We start from the raw sequence: 19,032 nt of genomic DNA, 5'->3' as shown, positions 1-19,032 counted from the left end.
AACTCGGGGCTGTCCCGTAACTGCTGGTCACGGGTGAGATGATCTTTCTGTGTCTGCTGTGATCACGGTCGGAGCCCTCCTGGATAGTCCCGTTCACCGGGCTGAGTTCGCGTCAGTTCGACAAGCTGATCACCGCGCTGCGGCGCGAGGGCGCAGATCCTGTGCGCAGGAGCCGACCCTGGAGCCTGCCGCTGGAGAACCGGGTCCTGCTGGTCGCCGCGTACTGGCGGACCAACCTCACACTGCGGCAGCTTGCCCCGCTGTTCGGCATCTCGAAGTCGGCCGCCGACCGCATCATCGACTACCTCGGGCCGCGACTCGCGCTCCAGTAGCGCAAGCGGTTCCGCAAGGACACCGTGCTGATCGTGGACGGCACCCTGGTCCCCACCCGCGACCACACCATCGCCGAGCAGTCGAAGAACTACAGGTACTCCACCAACCACCAGGTCGTCATCGACGCCGACGCCCGGCTCGTCGTCGCCGTCGGCCGGCCCTTACCCGGCAACCGCAACGACTGCTGGGAGCTGTCCGGAGCGAAGGACGCCGTCGGCCAGACCACGGTGATCGCGGACGGCGGCTACCGGGGCACCGACTTGGCCATCCCGCACCGCCGCGAACGCGGCCAGGCCGAACTCCCAGTTTGGGAAGAGGAGCACAACGCCTCCCACCGCAAGGTCCGCGCCCGTGTCGAGCACGCCTTCGCCCGCATGAAGGGATGGAAAATCCTCCGCGACTGCCGCCTCAAGCGCGACGGCGTCCACCACGCCATGCTCGGCATCGCCCGCCTGCACAACCTCACGCTGGCGGGATGACGGAGAAACAAGCCGGTCATCCAGCACGCCGGAGATCATTTACGGGACGGCCCTTACGAGCTCGTGCACGGTAGGCGGTGAGGTGTCGAGTTCTCGATCGTCGATCATGGTCGTGTGGTGGGGAACGCGTCTCGTGCAGTGATCATCAGCGATCGAAGGATTACCGGCCTGTCGGTCGACGTGATCGCTGAACTCGTCGCCGAGGTAGGGCGGTTGTGCACGAGCGACACCAGGCCAAGCTCGCGTCCAGGCCGCGGAAGCGGGCTGTAGGCGCGGGTGCGAGGCACCGGGTGGTGTTCGTCGACCGGCTCCTGGCCACCCTCGTGCATGTGCAGCATGCCGGAGCCGTTCCAGCACCCAGGGCGGCGCCCCGGCCTCCTCGGGGCGGGGCAGGACAACATCAGCGGTGGTTGTCATGGGCTACCTCTTGGTCGGGCATGACGGTGTGACATTTCGCAAGCAGGACGACGTGCGGCGTCAAGAGCCGCAGGGGCAGGGGGATGCGCGTCCTCAGGTGGTGGGGTCCGGGTCATCCCGATCACGCCACAGGCGAAAGGCAAGGTGGAGGCCCGAGAGACCGAACAAAACTCCGGTGACAGCCAGCCACCGCGACCGGAAGACACCCGGGTCGAGCAGCGTCGCGGTCCGGAACTGCGCGCTGCTGTCCAGGGAGATGAGCGGCCAGTAGACGAGGAGCAGGATGAGTGAGACGAACGCCGGGATCCGGATGTGGTTCACGACGGCGATGCGGCGCGGCGAGCGTGGCCGGCCGGCGCGCACCGCCAGGTGCAGGAGCCAGTCCGCGCTGCCGTACAGCGGGACGGCCACGAGGTCGTGGATGACAGCGGCGCCGACCGCCCACTGGACCACGCCCCACCAGTCGCCGGCGAGCAGTTGGGCCATGGCGTAGCCACAGAGGGCGAACGAGGCGAGCAGGGCAACGAGATGCCACCAGGGTTCGCCGTACAGGACGTGGAAGAGCCGCTTCATGCCCGCCCCGGGAAGTCGGTGGCGCCGAAGGTGAGCCGGCCGACCCACTTGGTGTTCATCACGCCCGGCGCGGCAGGCACGATGACGCGAGCCGGGTAGCCATGGTCGGGCGTCAGCGGCGCGCCGTTGACCCGCAAGGCCAGCAGCGAACGGCCGTCCCGCACTTGGCCCGCGCTGAGCGCCACCGCGCGGAAGGAGCCGGCCAGTTGAACCGACTCGACGAACACCCCCGGCGGATCCTCCGTATGGCCGACCAGCGCGGCGAGGTCCCGCAGCCGCACGCCCTCCCAGTGCTGGTCGCTGGTGGACCACCCTTCGACGCACGCGATGGGCAGAGCCGAGCGGCGCTGGGCCATCCGTTGCAGGTCGACGAGGCTCAACCGGACACTGCCGCCGGCGCCGCTGACCGTCAACCGCCAGTCCGAACCGATGTCTTGGGGCCGGATGTGGGCGGCAGCCGCGGGCTTGTTCACGGGGAAGCCCCCGGGGCCGGTGCCTGGGGAGCGGCCGTGCGGCGCGAGCAGGGCGGTGCGGCGCAGCGGCCCGCCGATGCTCTGGCCGGCCGTCACCACCAGGAGTGCGAGCGAGCCGAGCCCGACCATCCCGAGCGCGCCACGCCGGGAGATGGTCGGATCCGCGGGGTCCGACGGGACCAGCCCGGTCGTGTCGGCGGGCTCCGGCCGGGTCCGGGAGGTCGGGGTCCGCAGTTCGGCTCGCAGGTCGCGACTGCGCAACGCCTTTGTTGCGGCGGGTAGTTTGAGTGCCACATGGGCGAGCACGGCGCCGAAGAACACCCAGGCGCCGTAGAAGTGAAGGGGGTAGAACGAGCCGGGGAAGATGTAGTCGAGCTGCACGTTGAGGATGCCGGTGGCGAACTCGAACAGCCCACCGCCGACGAGGAGCAGCAGCGACAGCCGCTCCAGGGCGTGGCCGGCCGAGCGCACGGGCGGCAGGGTGAACAATTTCGGGACCACCGACCAGAGCTTGGCCAGCAGCACGGGGACCAGCACGATTCCGAGGGTGACGTGCACGCCCTGGTTCACCCGGTAGAGCCAGTACGGGTGCGTGGGCCAGGAGAAGAGGTAGAAGCCGAGCAGTCCCTTGCCCGGGGTTTTGTCGTTCACGTGCGACAGGTCCGGGTTGTACGCGGCGTACGACAGCAGGCCGGTGAGGAACAGCACCGGGATGCCGACGAGCAGCACGGCGCCGAACACCGACGTGAGCCATGGGCCGCGCAGCGGGCTGCGCCAGGGACCTGGCCGGCGGGCAAGTGAGGCTTTCATGTGGGCTGACCCTAGGTGCACGAACCTCGCAGGTCACCGGATCGACTCGTGACGAAAGTCTGACGTCGTCCTTGACCGCATTCAGTCCTTGCGGAAGTCCGACGTCCTGCTGAGTCGCCGTGACCGGGGGAGCGCTGGGTGCCTTGGGTGCGGCGGGTGAACTCCTTCTTGGCGAGTCCGCAGACCCCGGAAGGCACCGTTTCAGCACCCGGACCCTCGGATGCGTCCCGGGACGCACACGACCACCCCCTGTAAGACGGCACGCCCCGCCGGCGGGACCAGGCACGCCGCTCACGGCGGCGGTCGCCATCCTCGTCGCCGGGTTCGGCCCGGCCCTCGCCGCACGGCTGCCCCGGCGCGCGCTGCCGTGGGCGGCATGGGTCGCGGTGATGGCGTGGACCTGGTCGCTGGCCCTGGTGGACGGCTGGCAGCGTGGCATCGCACCGCGGCTGATGGAGACCGGTGAGTACCTGGCGCAGCTCCACCGGTTCGACGACTTCGGGCCGGCGCCGCGCACTACACGGACCACATTCCGATCGACTCCCCGCGGCACTCGACCACGCACATCGCGGGCACCCGGCCGGCGCCGTGCTGACCTTCGTGGGCCTGGACCGAATCGGGCTCGGGCGGCGGTCAGCCGGCTTCGTCTTCGTGGAAGGTCGCAAAGGAAACGACGGGTTCGCGCGGGGTGCGCAGCCGGTTCAGGCGGTGCGCGGGGTCGGCGTAGCCGAGGGCGACGCCGCAGACGATCAGCTGGTCGTCGGGGATCAGCAGGTGCCGGCGCAGCACGGGAGAGAAGTCGATGACGGATGCCTGGGGACAGGTGTCCAGGCCGTCGCCGCGCGCGGCGAGCATCAGGGCCTGCAGGAACAGGCCCGCATCGACGAGTGCGCTCTGCAGCGGGTGGCGGCTGGTCGTGAGGACGATGCCGACGGGCGCGCCGAAGAAGTCGTAGTTGCGCCGGTGATGGTCGAGCCGCGCGTCGGTGTCGTCGGCCCGGATCCCGAGCGTGTCGCGGTACAGGCTCTCACCGAACCGGCGGCGTCGTGACCGGAACGGCTCGCGCCAGCCGTCCTGCTCCGGCTGGTAGGCGTAGTCCCGTCCCCGCCCCTCGCCGTCGCCGGCGTGGGACCGCAGGAGGGCCGCGGTGAGTGAGCGTTTCGCCGTCCCGCTCACGACGTGGACCTGCCAGGGCTGGCAGTTGGAGTTGCTGGCGGACCGGGCCGCCAGTGCCAGGAGCCGCTCGACCGTGGACCGGGGGACGGGCGTCGGCAGGAACGCTCGCACGCTGCGCCGGCTGCGGAGGGCGTCCTCCACCGTGACCGGGGTCGCGGCCGGGGCGGAGATCGGCGCCGTGACGGGAGTGTGGTTCATGATCGTTTCCATGCTCGGGCCGCGGACGCGAGGGTGCCGGAGGAGACGCGCCCGGCGGGTGGGGGAGACGGCGTGCTCGTCGTCGCGCCCCTGAGAGCCGGCCGGCCCGTCGCGGCCGGCCCTCTCGTCGTCCTCCTCTCCGCGCGCCCGGTAGCCGGGCGGTCTCCGGGCGGCGGTGCAGTCCGGCTCGCACCGCGCCGGGGCCGCGGTCTCGTCCGAGCCCGGACGTTCCGCCCTCCGGCGGCAACGGCCGCCGGAACGCCGTGGTCGATCGGCTGCTGCGCGGTCGCCATCGTGGGGTCCTCGCCTTCGGTCACGTCACCACGCTCCGTGGTCGGCGTCACGCTAAGGACGAGTTCAGTTACAGTCAAGAGCTGTAAAGGAAATGCCCTGATGGGTCGATGGAGGCGCTCCGGGCGGCGGGCCGGAGTTCGCGTAGTGTGCTGGTGCGGCGGGGGGGCCGAGGGCAGACCCGGCTCCGCCTGGCTGGTGCGTCGGAAGGGATGAGATGGCGAAGGCGAAGGCGACGCGTTCCGGTGAGCGGGCCGGTGCGCGCGGGGGGCGCGCGGAGGCGCAACCGGCGGCGCCTGCCGGCGGACGGCCCCGGGATCCGGCGATCGAGGAGGCGATCATCCAGGCCACGCGCAAGCGGCTGGCCACCGACGGCTACTCCTCCATGACGATCGGGGACATCGTCGCGGACGCCGGCGTCACCCGGCCGACCCTGTACCGGCGGTGGGCGAACAAGTACGACCTCGTCATCGACGCCCTGCAGTACGGGCTGCGCAAGCAGCGAGAGGCCTACCCTCCGCTGGACATGGAGCAGTTGGCTCCGCGCGAGGCACTCGTCGAAGCGGTACGGCGTCTTGACCCCCGCTACCACAACGAGCGGGCCATGGCCCTGCACGGCAACTTCATGGCGGAGGTGGAGCGCGCGCCCGGCCTGCTCGAGCAGTTGCGGGAGCACGGCGTGCGGCCCCGCTGCGAGGAACTTCTGATGACGCTGGTCTCGCTGCAGCGCCGTGGCGCCGTGCGCGAGGATATGGACCTGGACATGATCGTCACCCTGTGTTTCGGCAGCTACTTCGCCGACTACCTGCGGACCGGCGACGCGGTCGCGGACGACTTCGCGGAGCGGGTCGTCGGCGCGGTCTGGCCGGCGCTCGCCGTGGACGGCGAGAACCGCCCCGTCTGAGGAGGCCTTCGGGGCGGTGCCGAGCGGGCACGGCCCAGGACCGCGTCCGGCGCCGCTTCGTCCGGCTTCGACGGACACGGACGGGACATTTCGTTACAGTTATTGACTGTAACGAAATACCCAGGCATCGTTCTTGTGCCAGACCCAGTGGCGACACGAGAGGACTCCGCGCATGAGCGAGGACAGCCGCAAGGCACTGATCGAGCGCAGCATCCCGTTCCTGGCCGAGGTCAGGAACCGTACGGCCGGCAACGAGCTGGAGAGCTGGCTGAACACCACCTACGGCCCCGCCAGCGACCTCTACCAGGAACTCGCGCGCCTGATCAGGATCGGTGTCCTGGAGGAGGGCTGGGCGGCGAACATCGAGGTGGACGGACGCCGCTACCGCCGCAGCCTCATCGCCGAACCCACGGCGGAGACCCACTACTTCAGCATCACCGCCGTCTACATGAACAGCCTCGAGCGCTACCGGGGCCAGTACCACGCGCACCCGTACGGCGAACTGAACCTCGTCGCCCCCATCGACCCCGGCGCCCAGCTGGTGGGGCCGAACGGCTGGCAGGGACCGGGCTGGACCGCGCCCGCCCCGGGCAGCCACCACTACCCCGAGGTACGGGGAGGCGCGCTGATCGCCCTGTTCTACCTGCCCGCCGGACGCATCTCGTACGACATCTGTCCTGCCCGGTCCGCCGGTGCGGCCGCATAGGGCGGCGCCACAGCGGGCCAGGGACGGTGTCCGGGGCGGGGGAGGGGCGGTTCGGGCACGGCGTAGTCACCGGGGCAGGACCGTGCGGGTGTGCTCCACCCCGGGCGGCGTCGCGAAGCAGGTACCCGCCAGGGCCAGCCACCGGCGGAAGCCGTCGGAGGCCGGGAACGTCACGGTGTGGTGCTCGATGCTCTCCCAGCGCACGACCAGGCGGTGACGCCGCGGATGCTCGATGACGCGGCGCAGTTCGGCCCCGTGGCAGCCGCGGCCTCGAGGAACACGGGGGAGGGCCCCGGGTGATCGCCTGCTCGAACGCCTCCTCGCTGCCGGGCCGGACGTCGATCCGGGCGACCCCGGTGATCACGGCCGCCCTCCTGCCCGGTGCTCCGGCTCGGCGGGGTGGGCGTGCTCGGCTGCGGGCCGGACGTGTTCGCGTCGACGCGGGCGGTGGCCCCCGTCGCCACGACGGTCCGGGTCGCGTCCACCGAGGCTTGCGTCCACTGGATCCGCATCGGCGCTTTCGTCACGGACGACCGACGTTCCGGCAGGTTCCGTCAGTGTGGGGGAGCGGCACGGTCTCGGGCGGTCCGCCGACCGCCGCTCCGCCACTCACCGGGCCGGCGAGGACCGGTTCGTTGTGCGGGGCGCCACTCCGATTCCCGGGCGAGGACATCCGGCCGATCGGTGCCCGTGCCACGGGTCGTCACGGGTCGTTGCAGACGGACATGTCGAGCGTGCGAGCCAGGCCGTGGATGTTCTCATCCACCCGTCGCAGGTGCCGTAGCACCCGCCGCGTCGCGTGCGCGTCCTCGGCACGCGCCCCGCCGGCACCCACAGAGATGTGGGCGGGAATCCCGGAGCCGCCTTCGAGTGGGGTGCCGTCGCCGCCTCGGCCGGCCACCTGGACGATCAGGGCCGCGAGGTTGCGGTCGATCCGGTCGGCCTCGTCCACGAGGTACGGACCGGTGCCGATGCGGATGCCGGTCGGCATCAGTTCGGCGGTGCCGGCCAGGCTGCGGGTGTGCAGGGCCGCCGTCTCGAGCAGCCCCAGCACGGCGAGCGCGGTGCGCCGCCGGGACCGCAACGGGCTGATCGGAGTGATCAGCGGCTGCGCTGCCAGGCGCAGGCTGTCCAGGGCCGAATCCAGCGCCCGGGCCGGAGCGAGGGGATCCCCGACGGGTTCGCCGCCCATCCGTGCCAGCGACTGGGAGGCACCGCGCGCAGCCGCTCCAACACCTCGTGCAGCAAACGGGACCCCGCAGCCGGGTGACCCCGCGGCGGGCAGGCACCGTGCCGCGGAGTCCGTCGCGTGCGGAGGCGGCGCCGGCCGCGTACCCGTCGGACAAGTTGCTTGACGCTCGTGATCAATACAGCTGGCGCGTGAGAACACGAAGATGACCGCCGTCCGCGCCTGCGGACGTTACAGATCGGCGGGAGCGGAGTCGGTCGTGGACCCGGAATGCGAGAGGAGCCGTTCAATGTTCAATTAGTGTGCGGGGAGGTAGCCCTCCCCGGTGGAAGGAGGCGCGGCGATGACCGCGATCGGCACGAGGCCTTCCGGTTTGCGGGTGCCCGGGCAGAGTGGCCGCTCTCGGCAGGTGCGGCAGCGTGCGGTGCTGACGCTGCCGTCCCGGGCGGCGCTGGTGGCGTCGGTCCGCGACTTCACTGCCGGCGCGCTTCGCCGGTGGAGGGTCGGCACCGAGGAGCAGGACGCCGCCGTACTGATCGTGGACGAGCTGGCCGCGAACGCGGTCCTGCACGGCCGCGCGGAGACGACCCTGCAACTGGACCTCGACGGCGACACACTCCGCATCGCCCTCACCGACTTCGGCGCGCGTGCTCACGTGGCGGACCCCGATGTCGCACCCGACGAGCACGGTCGGGGCATGGGGATCGTGGAACGCCTGGCAGACCACGTCGAGATCCGGCCCGGCCGTAACGGGTGCCGCGTGCTCGCCTGGCTGCGCGTCAGGCAGTTCTCCGGCATCGCGGGGGAGCCGAATCCGGCGGCGTAGGAACCTGACGGGGCGACCGCCGCTCCGCGGCGCGGAACAAGCGCGGGGGCGCCGTCCCGAGGCCTGCCGCGTGCGGCGCGCCGGCTCCGGGACACGCGCGTGCTTCGTGCAGCCGGACGCGCGCAACGTGCGGGAATCCGCTTGGTCACGCTGCGCATACCCGGGGTCAGACGACCGACGTACCCAGCTGACAAGCGGAGGCACAGCTCCAAGCGGACGTTCGCCCACACATCCCCGCCTCGCGGGTGGTCTTCGGCGCCGGCGCACTCGGTCCGGCCGTCTACGTTGCCTTCGTCATCGGCGCCAAGATGTTCGTCAACGGCGGCCATGGCGGCATCACCAGCATCGCGGGGCACCTTCTACCCGACGGCGATCCGCGCCAACGGTGCTGCCTGGGCGTCCTCGGTCGCCAAGATCGGCGCCGTGGTCGGTCTCTGGTTCGGCGCTGCCATCCTCGACGCCGGTCTCGGAGCGCGCGGAGCGTTCACCGTGTTCGCGGTCTGCCCGGCCGTGATGGTGCTGGTGCTGTTCGCGCTCGGCCGGGTCCAGCGCAGGCTGCCGGCCGAGGCGGAGGGCGCACTGTCAGGGGAGGCACCCGCGACCGGTGCGACGCCGGTGAGGACGGTGGTCCCCTCCTGACCGGCGGGTCCGTCCCCGACGTGATCCGCAGCTGAGGTACGCACGAGGGTCCCGGCCGGGGAGTTGCCTCCCCGGCCGGGACCCTTCGGCATGTCGGCGGCCATGCGGAGCGGCCGTACATCGGTGCCCTCACTGAGGGCGAGTACGGCGCGTTCCAGTTCCTCCACGTACCGGGCGACCTCGCGGTCGACGAACTTGCGGACGGTGTCCCGGTGGCCGGGGGGATTCTCCGCGTAGTGCCGGCTCTACGCGTAGTGCCGGTAGATCGCCGACGCCACGCACGCCGGCTTCTCCGAGCCCTCCACCTCGATCGTGAAGGTCAGGCGCATCTCGACGCCGTTGCCCTTGACCTCCTCGACGGAGTCCACTGCGCCGTGCAGGCGGATCTTCGCTCCGACCTTCACCGGGCTGGGGAAACGGACCTTGTCCAGGCCGTAGTTGATGCTCATCGAGACGCCGTCGATGGCGAGCAGGTCGTTGAAGAGGGGAATGACGAGGGACAGGGTCAGGTAGCCGTGGGCTATCGGGGCGCCGAAGGGGCCGGCCGCCGCGCGCTCGGGGTCGACGTGGATCCACTGGTGGTCGCCGGTGGCGTCGGCGAAGGTGTTCACCCGCTCCTGGGTGATCTCCAGCCAGTCGGTGCGGCCGAGGTCGGTGCCGGCGAGGGCCTTGATCTCGTCGAGGCCGGTGACGGTACGGAGGGCAGTCATGCGGGGGCTCCAGAAGAGTCGGTGGTTCCGTAGGTTTCCCGGATGCGGGGCTTGAGCAGCTTGCCGGCGCCGCCGCGGGGCAGTGCGTCGGCGAAGACTACGGATTTGGGGATCTTGTATCGGGCGAGACGCCCGTCGAGGAAGGCCAGGATCTCGTCGGCGCCGGCCTCCGCCCCCGGCGCGAGGACGACGACCGCGCGGCCCACCTCGCCCCACTTCTCGTCGGGTACGCCGATCACGGCGCAGTCCGCGACGGCCGGGTGTTCGTACAGGGCCTTCTCCACCTCGGCCGGGTAGATGTTCTCCCCACCCGAGATGATCATGTCCTTCACCCGGTCGACGACAGTGACGTACCCGTCCTCGTCCGCGATGGCCACATCGCCCGTGCGGAACCAGCCGTCCGTGAAGGCGGCCATGGTCGCGTCCGGCAGGCCCCAGTAGCCGGACATGATGGTGGGGCCCTTGACGAGCAGTTCGCCGCGCTCGCCGCGTTCGGCGTCGTGCCCTGCGGGGTCGGCGATCCGCACGTCGTTGAAGAAGTGCGGAACGCCCGCGCTGCCCGCCTTGGCCAGGGCGTTCTCCTCGTCCAGCAGGCACACGCCCGGGGCGGCCTCGGTCATGCCGTAGCCCTGGAGGAAGCGCAGGCCGCGTTTTTCGTACGTACGGATCAGCGCCTGCGGGACCGGTGCACCGCCGCACATCATCTTCCGCACCGACGACAGGTCGGCCGCGGCGAACCGCTCCTCCGCGGCGATCTGCTGGAACATGGTCGGAACGCCGAACATGACGGTCACGCCGTGCTCCTCGACCAGGTCGAGGGTGCGGGAGGGCGAGAACGACTCCTCGAGGATGAGCGTGCCGCCTTTGAGGAACGTCGGCAGGCACGTCATGTTCAGGGCCGCCGTATGGAACATGGGTGCGAACAGCAGGGTCACCTCGTCGGAGGCGAAGTCACCGTCGACGAGTGTGTTGATGCTGTTCCAGGTGAGGTTGCCGTGGCTGAGCACGGCGCCCTTCGCGCGCCCCGTGGTCCCCGAGGTGTACATGATCACCGCGAGGTCGTCGAGGGTGACGTTCTCGTCGAGGGGGGAGTTCGGGGCCTGTGCCAGCGCCTTGTCGTACGTGTCGTCGACGGCGGCGAGGCGGCCGACTCCGGAGGCGGCCGCGAACGCGCCGAACGACGCGGAGTGGACCAGCATGGACGTACCGGAGTCGGTGACGCAGTGCCTCAACTCCGCTTCGGCGAGGCGGATGTTGAGCGGGACGAAGACGGCGCCCAGCCGGCCCGCCGCGAACAGGGTCTCCAGGAACGCGGGATGGTTCGGGCCGAGGAAGGCGACACGGTCGCCGCGGCGGACACCGAGGGAGCGGAGGTGGTGGGCGAGGCGGGTGGCGCGGTCGTGGAGCTGGGCGTAGGTGTACCGGGACCCCTGGTGGACGACGGCGAGGCGGTGGGGGGTCTTGCGGGCGCGTCGTGCCGTCCAGGAGCCGATGCCGTGGTTGCGCATGAGGGAGCTCCTTTGCGTCCCTGGGTGCCGCGGGAACCGGCGCGGATGAGTCCTTGGTGCAGCGAGCCGGTCTTGGTGGGTTCGGATCAGTCCTTGCTGAGTCGGATCAGTTCTTCGCGCGTCGGATCAGTCCTTGACGAAGCCGAACAGCCGGGCCGCGTTCTCCTTGAGGATCTTCGGCCTGACCTCGTCCTTGATCGGCAGCGCGGCGAAGTCCTTCAGCCAGCGGTCCGGGGTGAGGAGGGGGTAGTCGGTCCCGAACAGCATCTTGTCCTTGAGCAGGCTGTTGGCGTACTGGACGAGCTGCGGCGGGAAGTACTTCGGCGACCAGCCCGACAGATCGATGTAGACCTGCGGCTTGTGCGTGGCCACCGACAGCGCCTCGTCCTGCCAGGGGAATGACGGGTGGGCCATGATGATCGGCATGCCGGGGAAGTCGGCGGCCACGTCGTCGATGTACAGCGGGTTGGAGTACTTCAGGCGGATGCCGCCGCCGCCCGGTGCACCCGCGCCGATGCCGGTCTGGCCGGTGTGGAAGACCGCGACGGCGCCCGCCTCCTCGATCGCCTCGTACAGGACGTACGCGGACCGGTCGTTGGGGTAGAACGCCTGGACGCTCGGGTGGAACTTGAAGCCGCGAACCCCGAAGTCCCGCACCAGACGGCCGACTTCCCGGGCTCCCGCCCTTCCCTTGGCGGGGTCGACAGAGGCGAACGGGATGATGACGTCCGGGTTCTCGGCCGCGGCCTCGGCGATCTCCTCGTTGGGGACGGCCGGGACGCCGGTCGCGGCCTCCGCGTCGACGGTGAAGACGACGCACGCCATCTTCCGCTCGCGGTAGTACACGGCGATCTCGGGGAGTGTCGGCTTGCGGTGGCCGTCCTCCACCTTGAAGTACTTGCTGGACGCCTCCTCCAGCTCGGAGGAGAGCGAGCCCCGTCCGCGCGAGGAGACCTCGGCGTGGGTGTGCACGTCGATCGCGGTGATCGCGTCGATGTCCATTCTGGTGCCGGTGCCCGTCATGCCGGCCTCCTCACAGCTGCGGGGCGGGGATGCCGTACGTCTCCGGGTGCCGGCCCACCGAGGTCGGCCAGGCGGCGGCGATCGCGTCCGCCGACCAGCCGCCGTCGGTGTACGCGGCCGAGACCTCCTGCGGGTGCGACCACAGCGACAGCTTGTCACCGCCGATGCCGACGCACTGGCCGCTGACGTCCTTCGCCGCGTCGGAGGCGAGGAAGACGACCAGGCCCGCGCAGTCCTCGGCGGTACCGAAGGCGACGCCCTTGCGCAGGGAGTCCGGGAAAGGCGTGCCGTCGTTCTCGTACGCCTCGATGGAGGGGGCGAACAGCGGCATGGTCTTCGTCATCTCGGTGGCCGCGTTGGGGACGACGGCGTTGGCGGTGATGCCGGCCTTCGCCAGCTCCATGGCCCAGGTGCGGACCATCGCGACGATGCCCGCCTTGGCGGCGGCGTAGTTGGTCTGACCGAAGTTGCCGCGCTGTCCGGCAGGGGAGCCGGCGACGATGATGCGGCCGCCCTCGCCCTGCTCGCGCATCCGGACCGCGGCGGCGCGGGCGCAGGTGAAGGTGCCGCGCAGGTGCACGTGCTGGACGGTGTCGAAGTCGTCGTCGGACATCTTCCACAGGACGCGGTCGCGCAGCACTCCCGCGTTGGTGACCATGACGTCGAGCCGCCCGAACTCGGCCACGGCCCGGTTCACCAGGGCGTCGGCGGCCTCGCTGGTGCCGACTGCGACGACCTCTGCGACCGCACGCTCTCCGTCCTCGGTGATCTGCTTGACGGCCGCCTCGGCCGCCTCGGCGTCCACGTCGTTGACGACGACCGAGGCGCCGGCGGCGGCGAGGGCGCGGGCGTAGGCGAGGCCGAGGCCGCGCCCGCTGCCGGTGACGACGGCAACCTTGCCGGAAAGGTCCATGCGTGCATCTCCTTGAGGGGCGGAGAGACGGGGGAGCGCAGGAGGAAGCGGCCGGGGGGACATCGCCCCACGGGGTGTGCCCGGTCCATTCCGCTCGTTCGAATCTGCGCGCAACGCTAGGCAGTCTCCTTGCGGCGGTCAAGAGAGTGCGTAACATCGGAGACGTACGACGGTGGCGTGATGCGGGAGGGCGACATGGCACGCGGCAGAAGCGGTGCGACGGGCAGAGACGCCGCGCGGGACGACGTCGCGGTGTACGAGGCCACGGAGGGCGAACTCCGGACGGGTCCGGGTTCCGAGGCGACCCTGCGCCCCCAGTCCCTCATGCTCACGTTCCTCGGCAACTTCGTGCTGGGCAGCGACGTCTGCGTCTACTCCGGCAGCATCATCGAGGTCTTCGGCCGCACGGGCGTGGGCGAGCACGCCACCCGTTCCACCCTGACCCGCATGGCGGGCCGTGGCCTGCTGCAGCGCCGCCGCGAGGGCCGCCGCATGTACTTCGGTCTCACCGACCGGGCGGCGGCGATCCTGCGCGACGGTGAGCACCGCATCTGGAAGCAGGGCGCCGTCAATGACGACTGGGACGGTACGTGGACGCTGCTCACCTTCTCCTTGCCCGAGTCCAGCCAGCGGCAGCGCCACGACCTGCGCTCCCAGCTGACCTGGGCGGGCTTCGGCCCACTCATCGGCGGCCTGTGGATCGCGCCGGGCCGGGCGGACGTCACCGCGATCACGGAGGACCCCGAACTCGGCTCCCACGTCAGGGTGTTCCGCTCCACCGCGGACCCCGCCACCGACATCTCCCGCATGGTGCACGAGACCTGGGACCTCGCGACCCCTTCGGCCGGCTACGCCGCCTTCCTCGACCGCTGGTCCGCGTTCGCGGACGGCCGCGGCGCGTCCGACGTCGACGAACTCGCCGTCAAGCTCCGCCTGCTGACGGAGTGGCTCCAGATCGTCCGCGCCGACCCCCACCTCCCGATCCAGCACCTCCCGGCCGACTGGCCCGCCGCCGCGGCGGAGGACGTCTTCCGCCGCGCCGACGCCCGCGTCGACGCGGCGTCCCGGGCGCTGGCGGAGGAGCTGCTGGAAACGGTGCCGCTGCGCGAGTGACGGATACCGGCCGCCGCCCTGGACGCCCCCGCCTCGACGTACTCTCCCCATGCCCGTTGCGGCGCGGGGTGCCCGGCCGGGGCGGTGATCCGCCTGGCGGTGTCCGGTCTGGCGAACGCCTGGACGGCGGGGTGCGCCGGGTGCCGGTGATCGCCGCCGGGTTCACCGGTTCGGAGATCACCTCCACCTGTCGGGAGCGGGGCATCGAGGTGACGGTCGCCGAGCGCGGCCCCGCACCCCTGGTGGACGCGGGGACCGGCAGGGCCGGGGCGGCGCAGGGCAGTCGTCGATCCGGTAGTACCTCCTCTGGAAGGAGAACCGCTGTCCGGCGGGCGTGTTCCACAGGCCGGTGACGACGACCGGCTGCTCTTCGAGCCGGTCGAACCGTGCCCGGTGGCGGGGAAAGGGATGCCGAATGCCCGGTGTCAGCGCTCGTATCAGCCGGTGCCCCGGCCGAGTTCGACGCGCCCGCCGCTCATCGTGTCGACGATGGCGACGATGACGGCCGGCAGACCGGGTGAGCGGAACGTCGCCGCGGTCAGCAGGGTGCCGAGCCGGATGCGCCGGGTGTCGCGGGCCGGCCCGGCGAGGGTGGTCCACAGGTCGCTCGGCACGGTGTGCGGGTCCTGCCGGTCCACACCGAGGAGGTGGCTGAGGAGGCGTGGAATCCGCCGGGGGCGCCCGCGGCTGGGCGTTCCGCCAGGGCGCGGCGAGCACACTGGGACCGCGCGGTATCCGCGTCAACTGTGTCCGGATCGGGGCCCTCCGGTCGGCGATGGCGGCCAGCAACTCCCCACCGAGGGCCGCGAGGCCCGCCGTCGCGCCATCGTCCTCGGCACGGAGGGACGCTCTGGGACCCGGCCTACGCGGCCCTGTTCCCGGCCGGCGACAAGGCGCGCTGGATCTCCGGGCACATCCTCACCATCGAGGGCGGCGGCATGGGCCGCCCGCCCCGCTGAACGGCTCCCGCCTCGGCCTTCCGTTCAGCGGAAGGCGCCCTGTTGGCAGGCCCGTGTCCGCAGCACTCTGGAAATCGTCGGCGTTCCAATCCGGCCCCTCGGGGCAACCGGCGTCCGAAGCCCGCAAGCCTCCGGTCCGCAGTCCGAAACGCACAACCCGAAACCCACAACCCCGGGTCCTCAGTCCCAGTCCGCAATCCGTCGATGCGTCGGGTCCGCCCGCACGCAAGGGAGATGACGATGACGTCATTCGCGCGCAACCAGTGGTACGTGGCCGCCTACGGCAGCGAGATCGGGAGGGAGTTGTTCAGCCGCACCGTCTGCGGCGAGTCGATCCTTTTCTGGCGTACTGAGGCGGGCGAGGTCACCGCCATGGCGGACCACTGCGTACACCGCCGTTTCCCGCTCTCCGAGAAGCCGAGCCGGCTGGACGGTGACACGGTCGTCTGCGGCTACCACGGCTTCACGTACGGTGCCGACGGCGTGTGCGTGAGCGTGCCCGGCCAGAAGCGCGTGCCCCGTACCGCCCGGCTCGCCTCCTACCCCGTCAAGGAGCAGGACTCCTTCGTGTGGGTGTGGATCGGCGACAAGGACAAGGCCGACGAGGCCTTGGTACCCCGCGCCCCCTGGCTGGACTCGCCCGACTACACCACCGTCAGCGGCATGGAACCGCTGGCGGCCCGCTACGGCCTCCTCGTCGACAACCTGCTCGACCTGTCCCACGAGACGTACCTGCACGGCGGCTATATCGGCACCCCCGAGGTCGCCGAGACCCCCATCACCACCGAGGTCGACGAGAGGGCGGGCGTCGTGTACGTCAGCCGTCACATGGACGACGCGGCCTGCCCACCGTTCTACGCCAGGTCCACCGGCATCACCGGCCGCATCACGCGCTGGCAGGACATCGAGTACCACGCTCCCTGCCTGTACCTGTTGCACTCGCGCATCGCCCCCGTCGGCGCACCCGGCCCGCGAGAGGACGGCAGCGACCCGGACGCCTTCCACGTCGAGGTCGTCTACGCCATCACCCCCGAGACCGAGCACAGCACCCACGACTTCTGGGCCGTGGCCCGCGACTTCGCCCTGGACGACCAGGAGGTCTCCCACTTCCTGCACGAGAACAACCGCACCGTCGTCCTCCAGGACGTCGTCGCCCTGGACAAACTGGAGCAGGTCATCGCCTCCGAGCCGGCCGGGACGCAGGAGCTCAGCATCAACATCGACACCGGTGGCCTGGCCGCCCGCCGCATCCTCAAGCGGATGGTCGAGGCCGGCACGGCCGCATCCACGGCGGCCGGACCCGAGGCGGCCGTCCGATGAGTCCGCAGCCCACGACGATGCTCGACGGAGACACGGTCTACCGGATCGTTTGGGTCCCCGGCACGGACCGGCTGCGCGGCTGGTGCTGGTGCGGTGAGTCCCGGGAGTCCGAGGACCCGGTGGAGCTGTGGGAGTGGTTGCTCGCGCATCCCGACGAGCACCCGGGCCGTGGGACCGACCCCGCCCCGGGCCCCGCGCCCCGCCCCCACCGACTCGTCGGCTCCTGACCGCGTACTGGCGTACTCAAGGACCTCTGATGACCACAAGCAACACCGCAGCCGAGGCCGAACTCGACCTCGTCGTGGCCCGCCGCACCGACGCAGCCGACGGTGTGGTCTCCCTCGACCTGCGCCGGGCCGACCACGCCCCCCTGCCCGCCTGGACGCCCGGCGCACACATCGACCTGGTGCTCGCCCCGGATCTCGTACGGCAGTACTCGCTGTGCTCGTCGCCGGACGCCACCCACGTATGGCGCGTCGCCGTCCTGCGGGAGGACGAGGGGCGCGGCGGATCCCTCCAGGTGCACGACAAGCTGGCCGAGGGCGACCCGGTCCGGGTGCGCGGCCCGCGCAACCACTTCCTCCTGGAGCGCGCCGAGCGGTACCTCTTCATCGCCGGCGGCATCGGCATCACCCCGATCATCCCGATGCTGGAGCGGGCAGAACGGCAGGGATCCGCATGGGAGTTGGTGTACGGAGGGCGTACGCTTTCGTCGATGGCCTTCCGTGAGGCACTCGTCACGCGGTACGGGGAGCGAGTGCGGGTTCGACCTGAGGACGCGTACGGGCTCCTCGACCTCGACGCGCTCCTGGGGACGCCGCGGCCCGGCACACTCGTCTACTGCTGCGGCCCGGAACCACTCCTCAAGGCCGTCGAGGAGCGGTGCGCCGACTGGCCGCCCGGCACCCTCCACGTCGAGCGGTTCGCGCCGAAGGAGCTTCATGCTCCTGTACGGGACGGGGCGTTCGAGGTCGAGCTGGCGCAGACCGGCGTCACGGTGACCGTCCCGCCGGACAAGTCCGTGCTGCGGGCGGTCGAGGAGGCCGGGGTGCAGGTCCTCTTCTCCTGCCAGGAGGGCACGTGCGGCACCTGCGAGACGGCCGTGCTGGAGGGCACGGTCGACCACCGAGACTCCCTCCTCACACCCGCCGAACAGGATGCGCACGAAACGATGATGATCTGCGTCTCACGGGCGGCGTGCCCGAGGCTCGTCCTGGATCTTTGACGGCCGGCGTCGCCCGGGGGCTCGTCCCGGATCCTCGACGGCCGTATGACGGGCCGGTACGACGGCCGGGGCATGCCGCCAGGACGGCCCGCACCGAAGGTCTTGCGTGGCCCCCACCGCCGACCTAGCCCGGACACGCCGGTTACGAGCAGCCGCCCCCCACCCGACCCCTGAGGAGGCCGAGGGAAGGATGAGAGCGCGCTCGCGAGAGCCCGCGCCACCCGTCCGCGCCCCGGGGAACCGCCACGCTCGTGGTCGCCGGGGCATTCCGTTCCTGCCGGACCGCTCGCCATCCGACCAGCATCCCGTCGTCCAGAATACTCGCCAGAGCATTGACGGCCGTTACGGTTCTGCCTAGCTTTTCGGTGACGTACCCGAGTCCGCTGTGGAGCGGCGGGCACCCGCACAAGGAGGTCCGCATGCAGCGCCGAGCCCCGACCGACAGCTGCTCGGTGACGGCCAGGGCTCTGCAGGTGCTGGAGGCCTTCACTCCGGACCGGCCCGTCCTGCGGCTCGCCGAAATCTCACGCCACACCGGCCTGCCCCTCACTACCACCCACCGGCTGGTGAAGGAACTGGCCGGCTGGGGCGCGCTCGAACGTGAGCCGGACGGCGGCTACCGCATCGGGCTGCGGCTGTGGGAGATCGCCTCCCTCGCCCCGCGTGGCCTCGGCCTGCGCGAGGCCGCCCTGCCCTACCTCTCCGACCTCGGGCACATCACCCGCGAGAACGTGCAGCTCGCCGTCCGCGAGGAGCTGTCCGTCGTCTACGTGGAGCGCCTCGCCGGCCGTGGCGCGGTCCGGGTCCTCACCCGCGTCGGCGGGAGATTCGACCTCGCGCCCACCGGCGTCGGCCTCGTCCTCCTCGCCCATGCACCCCGGGAGATCCAGGAACGCGTGCTCGCACGGCCGCTCGTCCGGCACACGGAGAAGACCCTGTGCACCCCGGACGAGGTCCGCCGCGCCCTCGCCGAAGTGCGCCGCACCGGGGTCGCCATCAGCGACCGGCAGGTGACGATGGACGCCATGTCCGTCGCCGCCCCCGTGTACGGGCCGGACAACACCGTCGTCTCGGCCGTCTCGGTCGTCGCCCACGCCGACGCCGTGAACCCGCACGCCCTCGCCCCGCTGGTGCAGGTCGCGGCGCGCGGGATCTCACGGTCCCTCGGGGCACGGCTCAGGTCCTCGGTCGCCTGACGGACACGATCGGGCCGCCTGACGGACGGACACGGCCAGGTGGCAGAGCGG

General features: G+C 71.2%; 19 protein-coding genes and 1 pseudogene. 10 read left to right on the top strand and 10 right to left on the bottom strand.

The genetic code is table 11. The features are described from left to right. The first annotated feature begins 83 nt into the window (after positions 1-83). Positions 84-812: pseudogene (locus R2S09_RS29675) on the top strand (transposase). A gap of 510 nt (positions 813-1,322) precedes the next feature. Here R2S09_RS29675 and R2S09_RS29670 read toward each other — a convergent pair. The 3 genes from R2S09_RS29670 to R2S09_RS29660 form a co-directional block, all read right to left on the bottom strand. After that, positions 1,323-1,802, bottom strand: a complete 480-nt coding sequence (locus tag R2S09_RS29670; RefSeq protein ID WP_316744365.1) for a hypothetical protein — start codon at positions 1,800-1,802, stop codon at positions 1,323-1,325. Beyond that, complete coding sequence (locus R2S09_RS29665) at positions 1,799-3,085, bottom strand: molybdopterin-dependent oxidoreductase (RefSeq protein ID WP_316744364.1); 1,287 nt, start codon at positions 3,083-3,085, stop codon at positions 1,799-1,801. Before R2S09_RS29665 ends, R2S09_RS29670 begins: the two co-directional genes overlap by 4 nt. Positions 3,086-3,718: 633 nt before the next feature. Then, positions 3,719-4,459, bottom strand: a complete 741-nt coding sequence (locus tag R2S09_RS29660; protein ID WP_316744363.1) for a nitroreductase — start codon at positions 4,457-4,459, stop codon at positions 3,719-3,721. Between the two features lie 508 nt (positions 4,460-4,967). Here R2S09_RS29660 and R2S09_RS29655 point away from each other — a divergent pair. Beyond that, positions 4,968-5,654, top strand: coding sequence for a TetR/AcrR family transcriptional regulator (locus tag R2S09_RS29655; protein ID WP_316744361.1), 687 nt, complete (start codon positions 4,968-4,970; stop codon positions 5,652-5,654). 172 nt (positions 5,655-5,826) lie between these two features. Continuing rightward, the gene (locus R2S09_RS29650; protein WP_316744359.1) at positions 5,827-6,360 is read left to right on the top strand and encodes a DUF4863 family protein; all 534 of its coding nucleotides are present in this window, start codon (positions 5,827-5,829) and stop codon (positions 6,358-6,360) included. A 66-nt stretch (positions 6,361-6,426) separates the two neighbouring features. On the opposite strand, the gene R2S09_RS29645 is transcribed toward R2S09_RS29650, so the two are convergent. Together R2S09_RS29645 and R2S09_RS29640 are read right to left on the bottom strand one after the other, a co-directional pair. Then, positions 6,427-6,564 carry a hypothetical protein gene (locus R2S09_RS29645; RefSeq protein ID WP_316744357.1) on the bottom strand — a complete coding sequence of 46 codons (138 nt, stop codon included), beginning with the start codon at positions 6,562-6,564 and terminating at the stop codon, positions 6,427-6,429. Positions 6,565-7,063: 499 nt separating this feature from the next. Next, positions 7,064-7,552: a hypothetical protein gene (locus R2S09_RS29640; protein WP_316744355.1), complete on the bottom strand. Its 489-nt coding sequence runs from the start codon at positions 7,550-7,552 to the stop codon at positions 7,064-7,066. Between the two features lie 406 nt (positions 7,553-7,958). Here R2S09_RS29640 and R2S09_RS29635 point away from each other — a divergent pair, with 406 nt between their 5' ends. Beyond that, a complete protein-coding gene (locus R2S09_RS29635) occupies positions 7,959-8,375 on the top strand; it encodes an ATP-binding protein (protein WP_316744353.1) in 417 nt (138 codons plus the stop codon). A gap of 327 nt (positions 8,376-8,702) precedes the next feature. Continuing rightward, entirely contained in the window at positions 8,703-9,014 is a 312-nt protein-coding gene (locus R2S09_RS29630; RefSeq protein ID WP_316744352.1) for a hypothetical protein, read from the top strand. Between the two features lie 245 nt (positions 9,015-9,259). Here the strand turns inward: R2S09_RS29630 and R2S09_RS29625 are convergent, their stop codons facing one another. The 4 genes from R2S09_RS29625 to R2S09_RS29610 all read right to left on the bottom strand — a co-directional run bounded on the left by R2S09_RS29625 (position 9,260) and on the right by R2S09_RS29610 (position 13,168). Beyond that, positions 9,260-9,724, bottom strand: coding sequence for a MaoC family dehydratase (locus R2S09_RS29625; protein ID WP_316744350.1), 465 nt, complete (start codon positions 9,722-9,724; stop codon positions 9,260-9,262). Next, entirely contained in the window at positions 9,721-11,232 is a 1,512-nt protein-coding gene (locus R2S09_RS29620) for a long-chain fatty acid--CoA ligase (protein ID WP_316744349.1), read from the bottom strand. Before R2S09_RS29620 ends, R2S09_RS29625 begins: the two co-directional genes overlap by 4 nt. A 126-nt stretch (positions 11,233-11,358) precedes the next feature. Further along, positions 11,359-12,234, bottom strand: coding sequence for an amidohydrolase family protein (locus R2S09_RS29615; RefSeq protein WP_316744417.1), 876 nt, complete (start codon positions 12,232-12,234; stop codon positions 11,359-11,361). Between the two features lie 31 nt (positions 12,235-12,265). Next, on the bottom strand, positions 12,266-13,168 hold the full coding sequence (locus R2S09_RS29610) for an SDR family NAD(P)-dependent oxidoreductase (RefSeq protein ID WP_316744348.1): 903 nt from the start codon (positions 13,166-13,168) through the stop codon (positions 12,266-12,268). 195 nt (positions 13,169-13,363) lie between these two features. Here R2S09_RS29610 and R2S09_RS29605 point away from each other — a divergent pair, with 195 nt between their 5' ends. Further along, positions 13,364-14,281, top strand: coding sequence for a PaaX family transcriptional regulator C-terminal domain-containing protein (locus tag R2S09_RS29605; protein ID WP_316744346.1), 918 nt, complete (start codon positions 13,364-13,366; stop codon positions 14,279-14,281). A 437-nt stretch (positions 14,282-14,718) separates the two neighbouring features. On the opposite strand, the gene R2S09_RS40670 is transcribed toward R2S09_RS29605, so the two are convergent. Beyond that, positions 14,719-14,919, bottom strand: a complete 201-nt coding sequence (locus R2S09_RS40670; protein ID WP_399144954.1) for an LLM class flavin-dependent oxidoreductase — start codon at positions 14,917-14,919, stop codon at positions 14,719-14,721. A 561-nt stretch (positions 14,920-15,480) separates the two neighbouring features. On the opposite strand from R2S09_RS40670, the gene R2S09_RS29590 reads away from it, so the two are divergent. The 4 genes from R2S09_RS29590 (at position 15,481) to R2S09_RS29575 (ending at position 18,981) form a co-directional block, all read left to right on the top strand. Further along, positions 15,481-16,560, top strand: a complete 1,080-nt coding sequence (locus R2S09_RS29590) for an aromatic ring-hydroxylating dioxygenase subunit alpha (protein ID WP_306192130.1) — start codon at positions 15,481-15,483, stop codon at positions 16,558-16,560. Beyond that, a complete protein-coding gene (locus R2S09_RS29585) occupies positions 16,557-16,787 on the top strand; it encodes a hypothetical protein (RefSeq protein WP_306192131.1) in 231 nt (76 codons plus the stop codon). The genes R2S09_RS29590 and R2S09_RS29585 overlap by 4 nt, the downstream gene beginning before the upstream one ends. A gap of 29 nt (positions 16,788-16,816) precedes the next feature. Continuing rightward, on the top strand, positions 16,817-17,785 hold the full coding sequence (locus R2S09_RS29580) for a PDR/VanB family oxidoreductase (RefSeq protein ID WP_316744345.1): 969 nt from the start codon (positions 16,817-16,819) through the stop codon (positions 17,783-17,785). 419 nt (positions 17,786-18,204) lie between these two features. Next, the gene (locus R2S09_RS29575) at positions 18,205-18,981 is read left to right on the top strand and encodes an IclR family transcriptional regulator (RefSeq protein ID WP_306192133.1); all 777 of its coding nucleotides are present in this window, start codon (positions 18,205-18,207) and stop codon (positions 18,979-18,981) included. The last annotated feature ends 51 nt before the right edge of the window (positions 18,982-19,032 follow it).

Source organism: Streptomyces sp. MK7 (genome assembly GCF_032658145.1).
Classification (GTDB): Bacteria; Actinomycetota; Actinomycetes; order Streptomycetales; family Streptomycetaceae; genus Streptomyces; species Streptomyces spiralis.
This window is presented reverse-complemented; position numbering and strand designations above follow the sequence as displayed.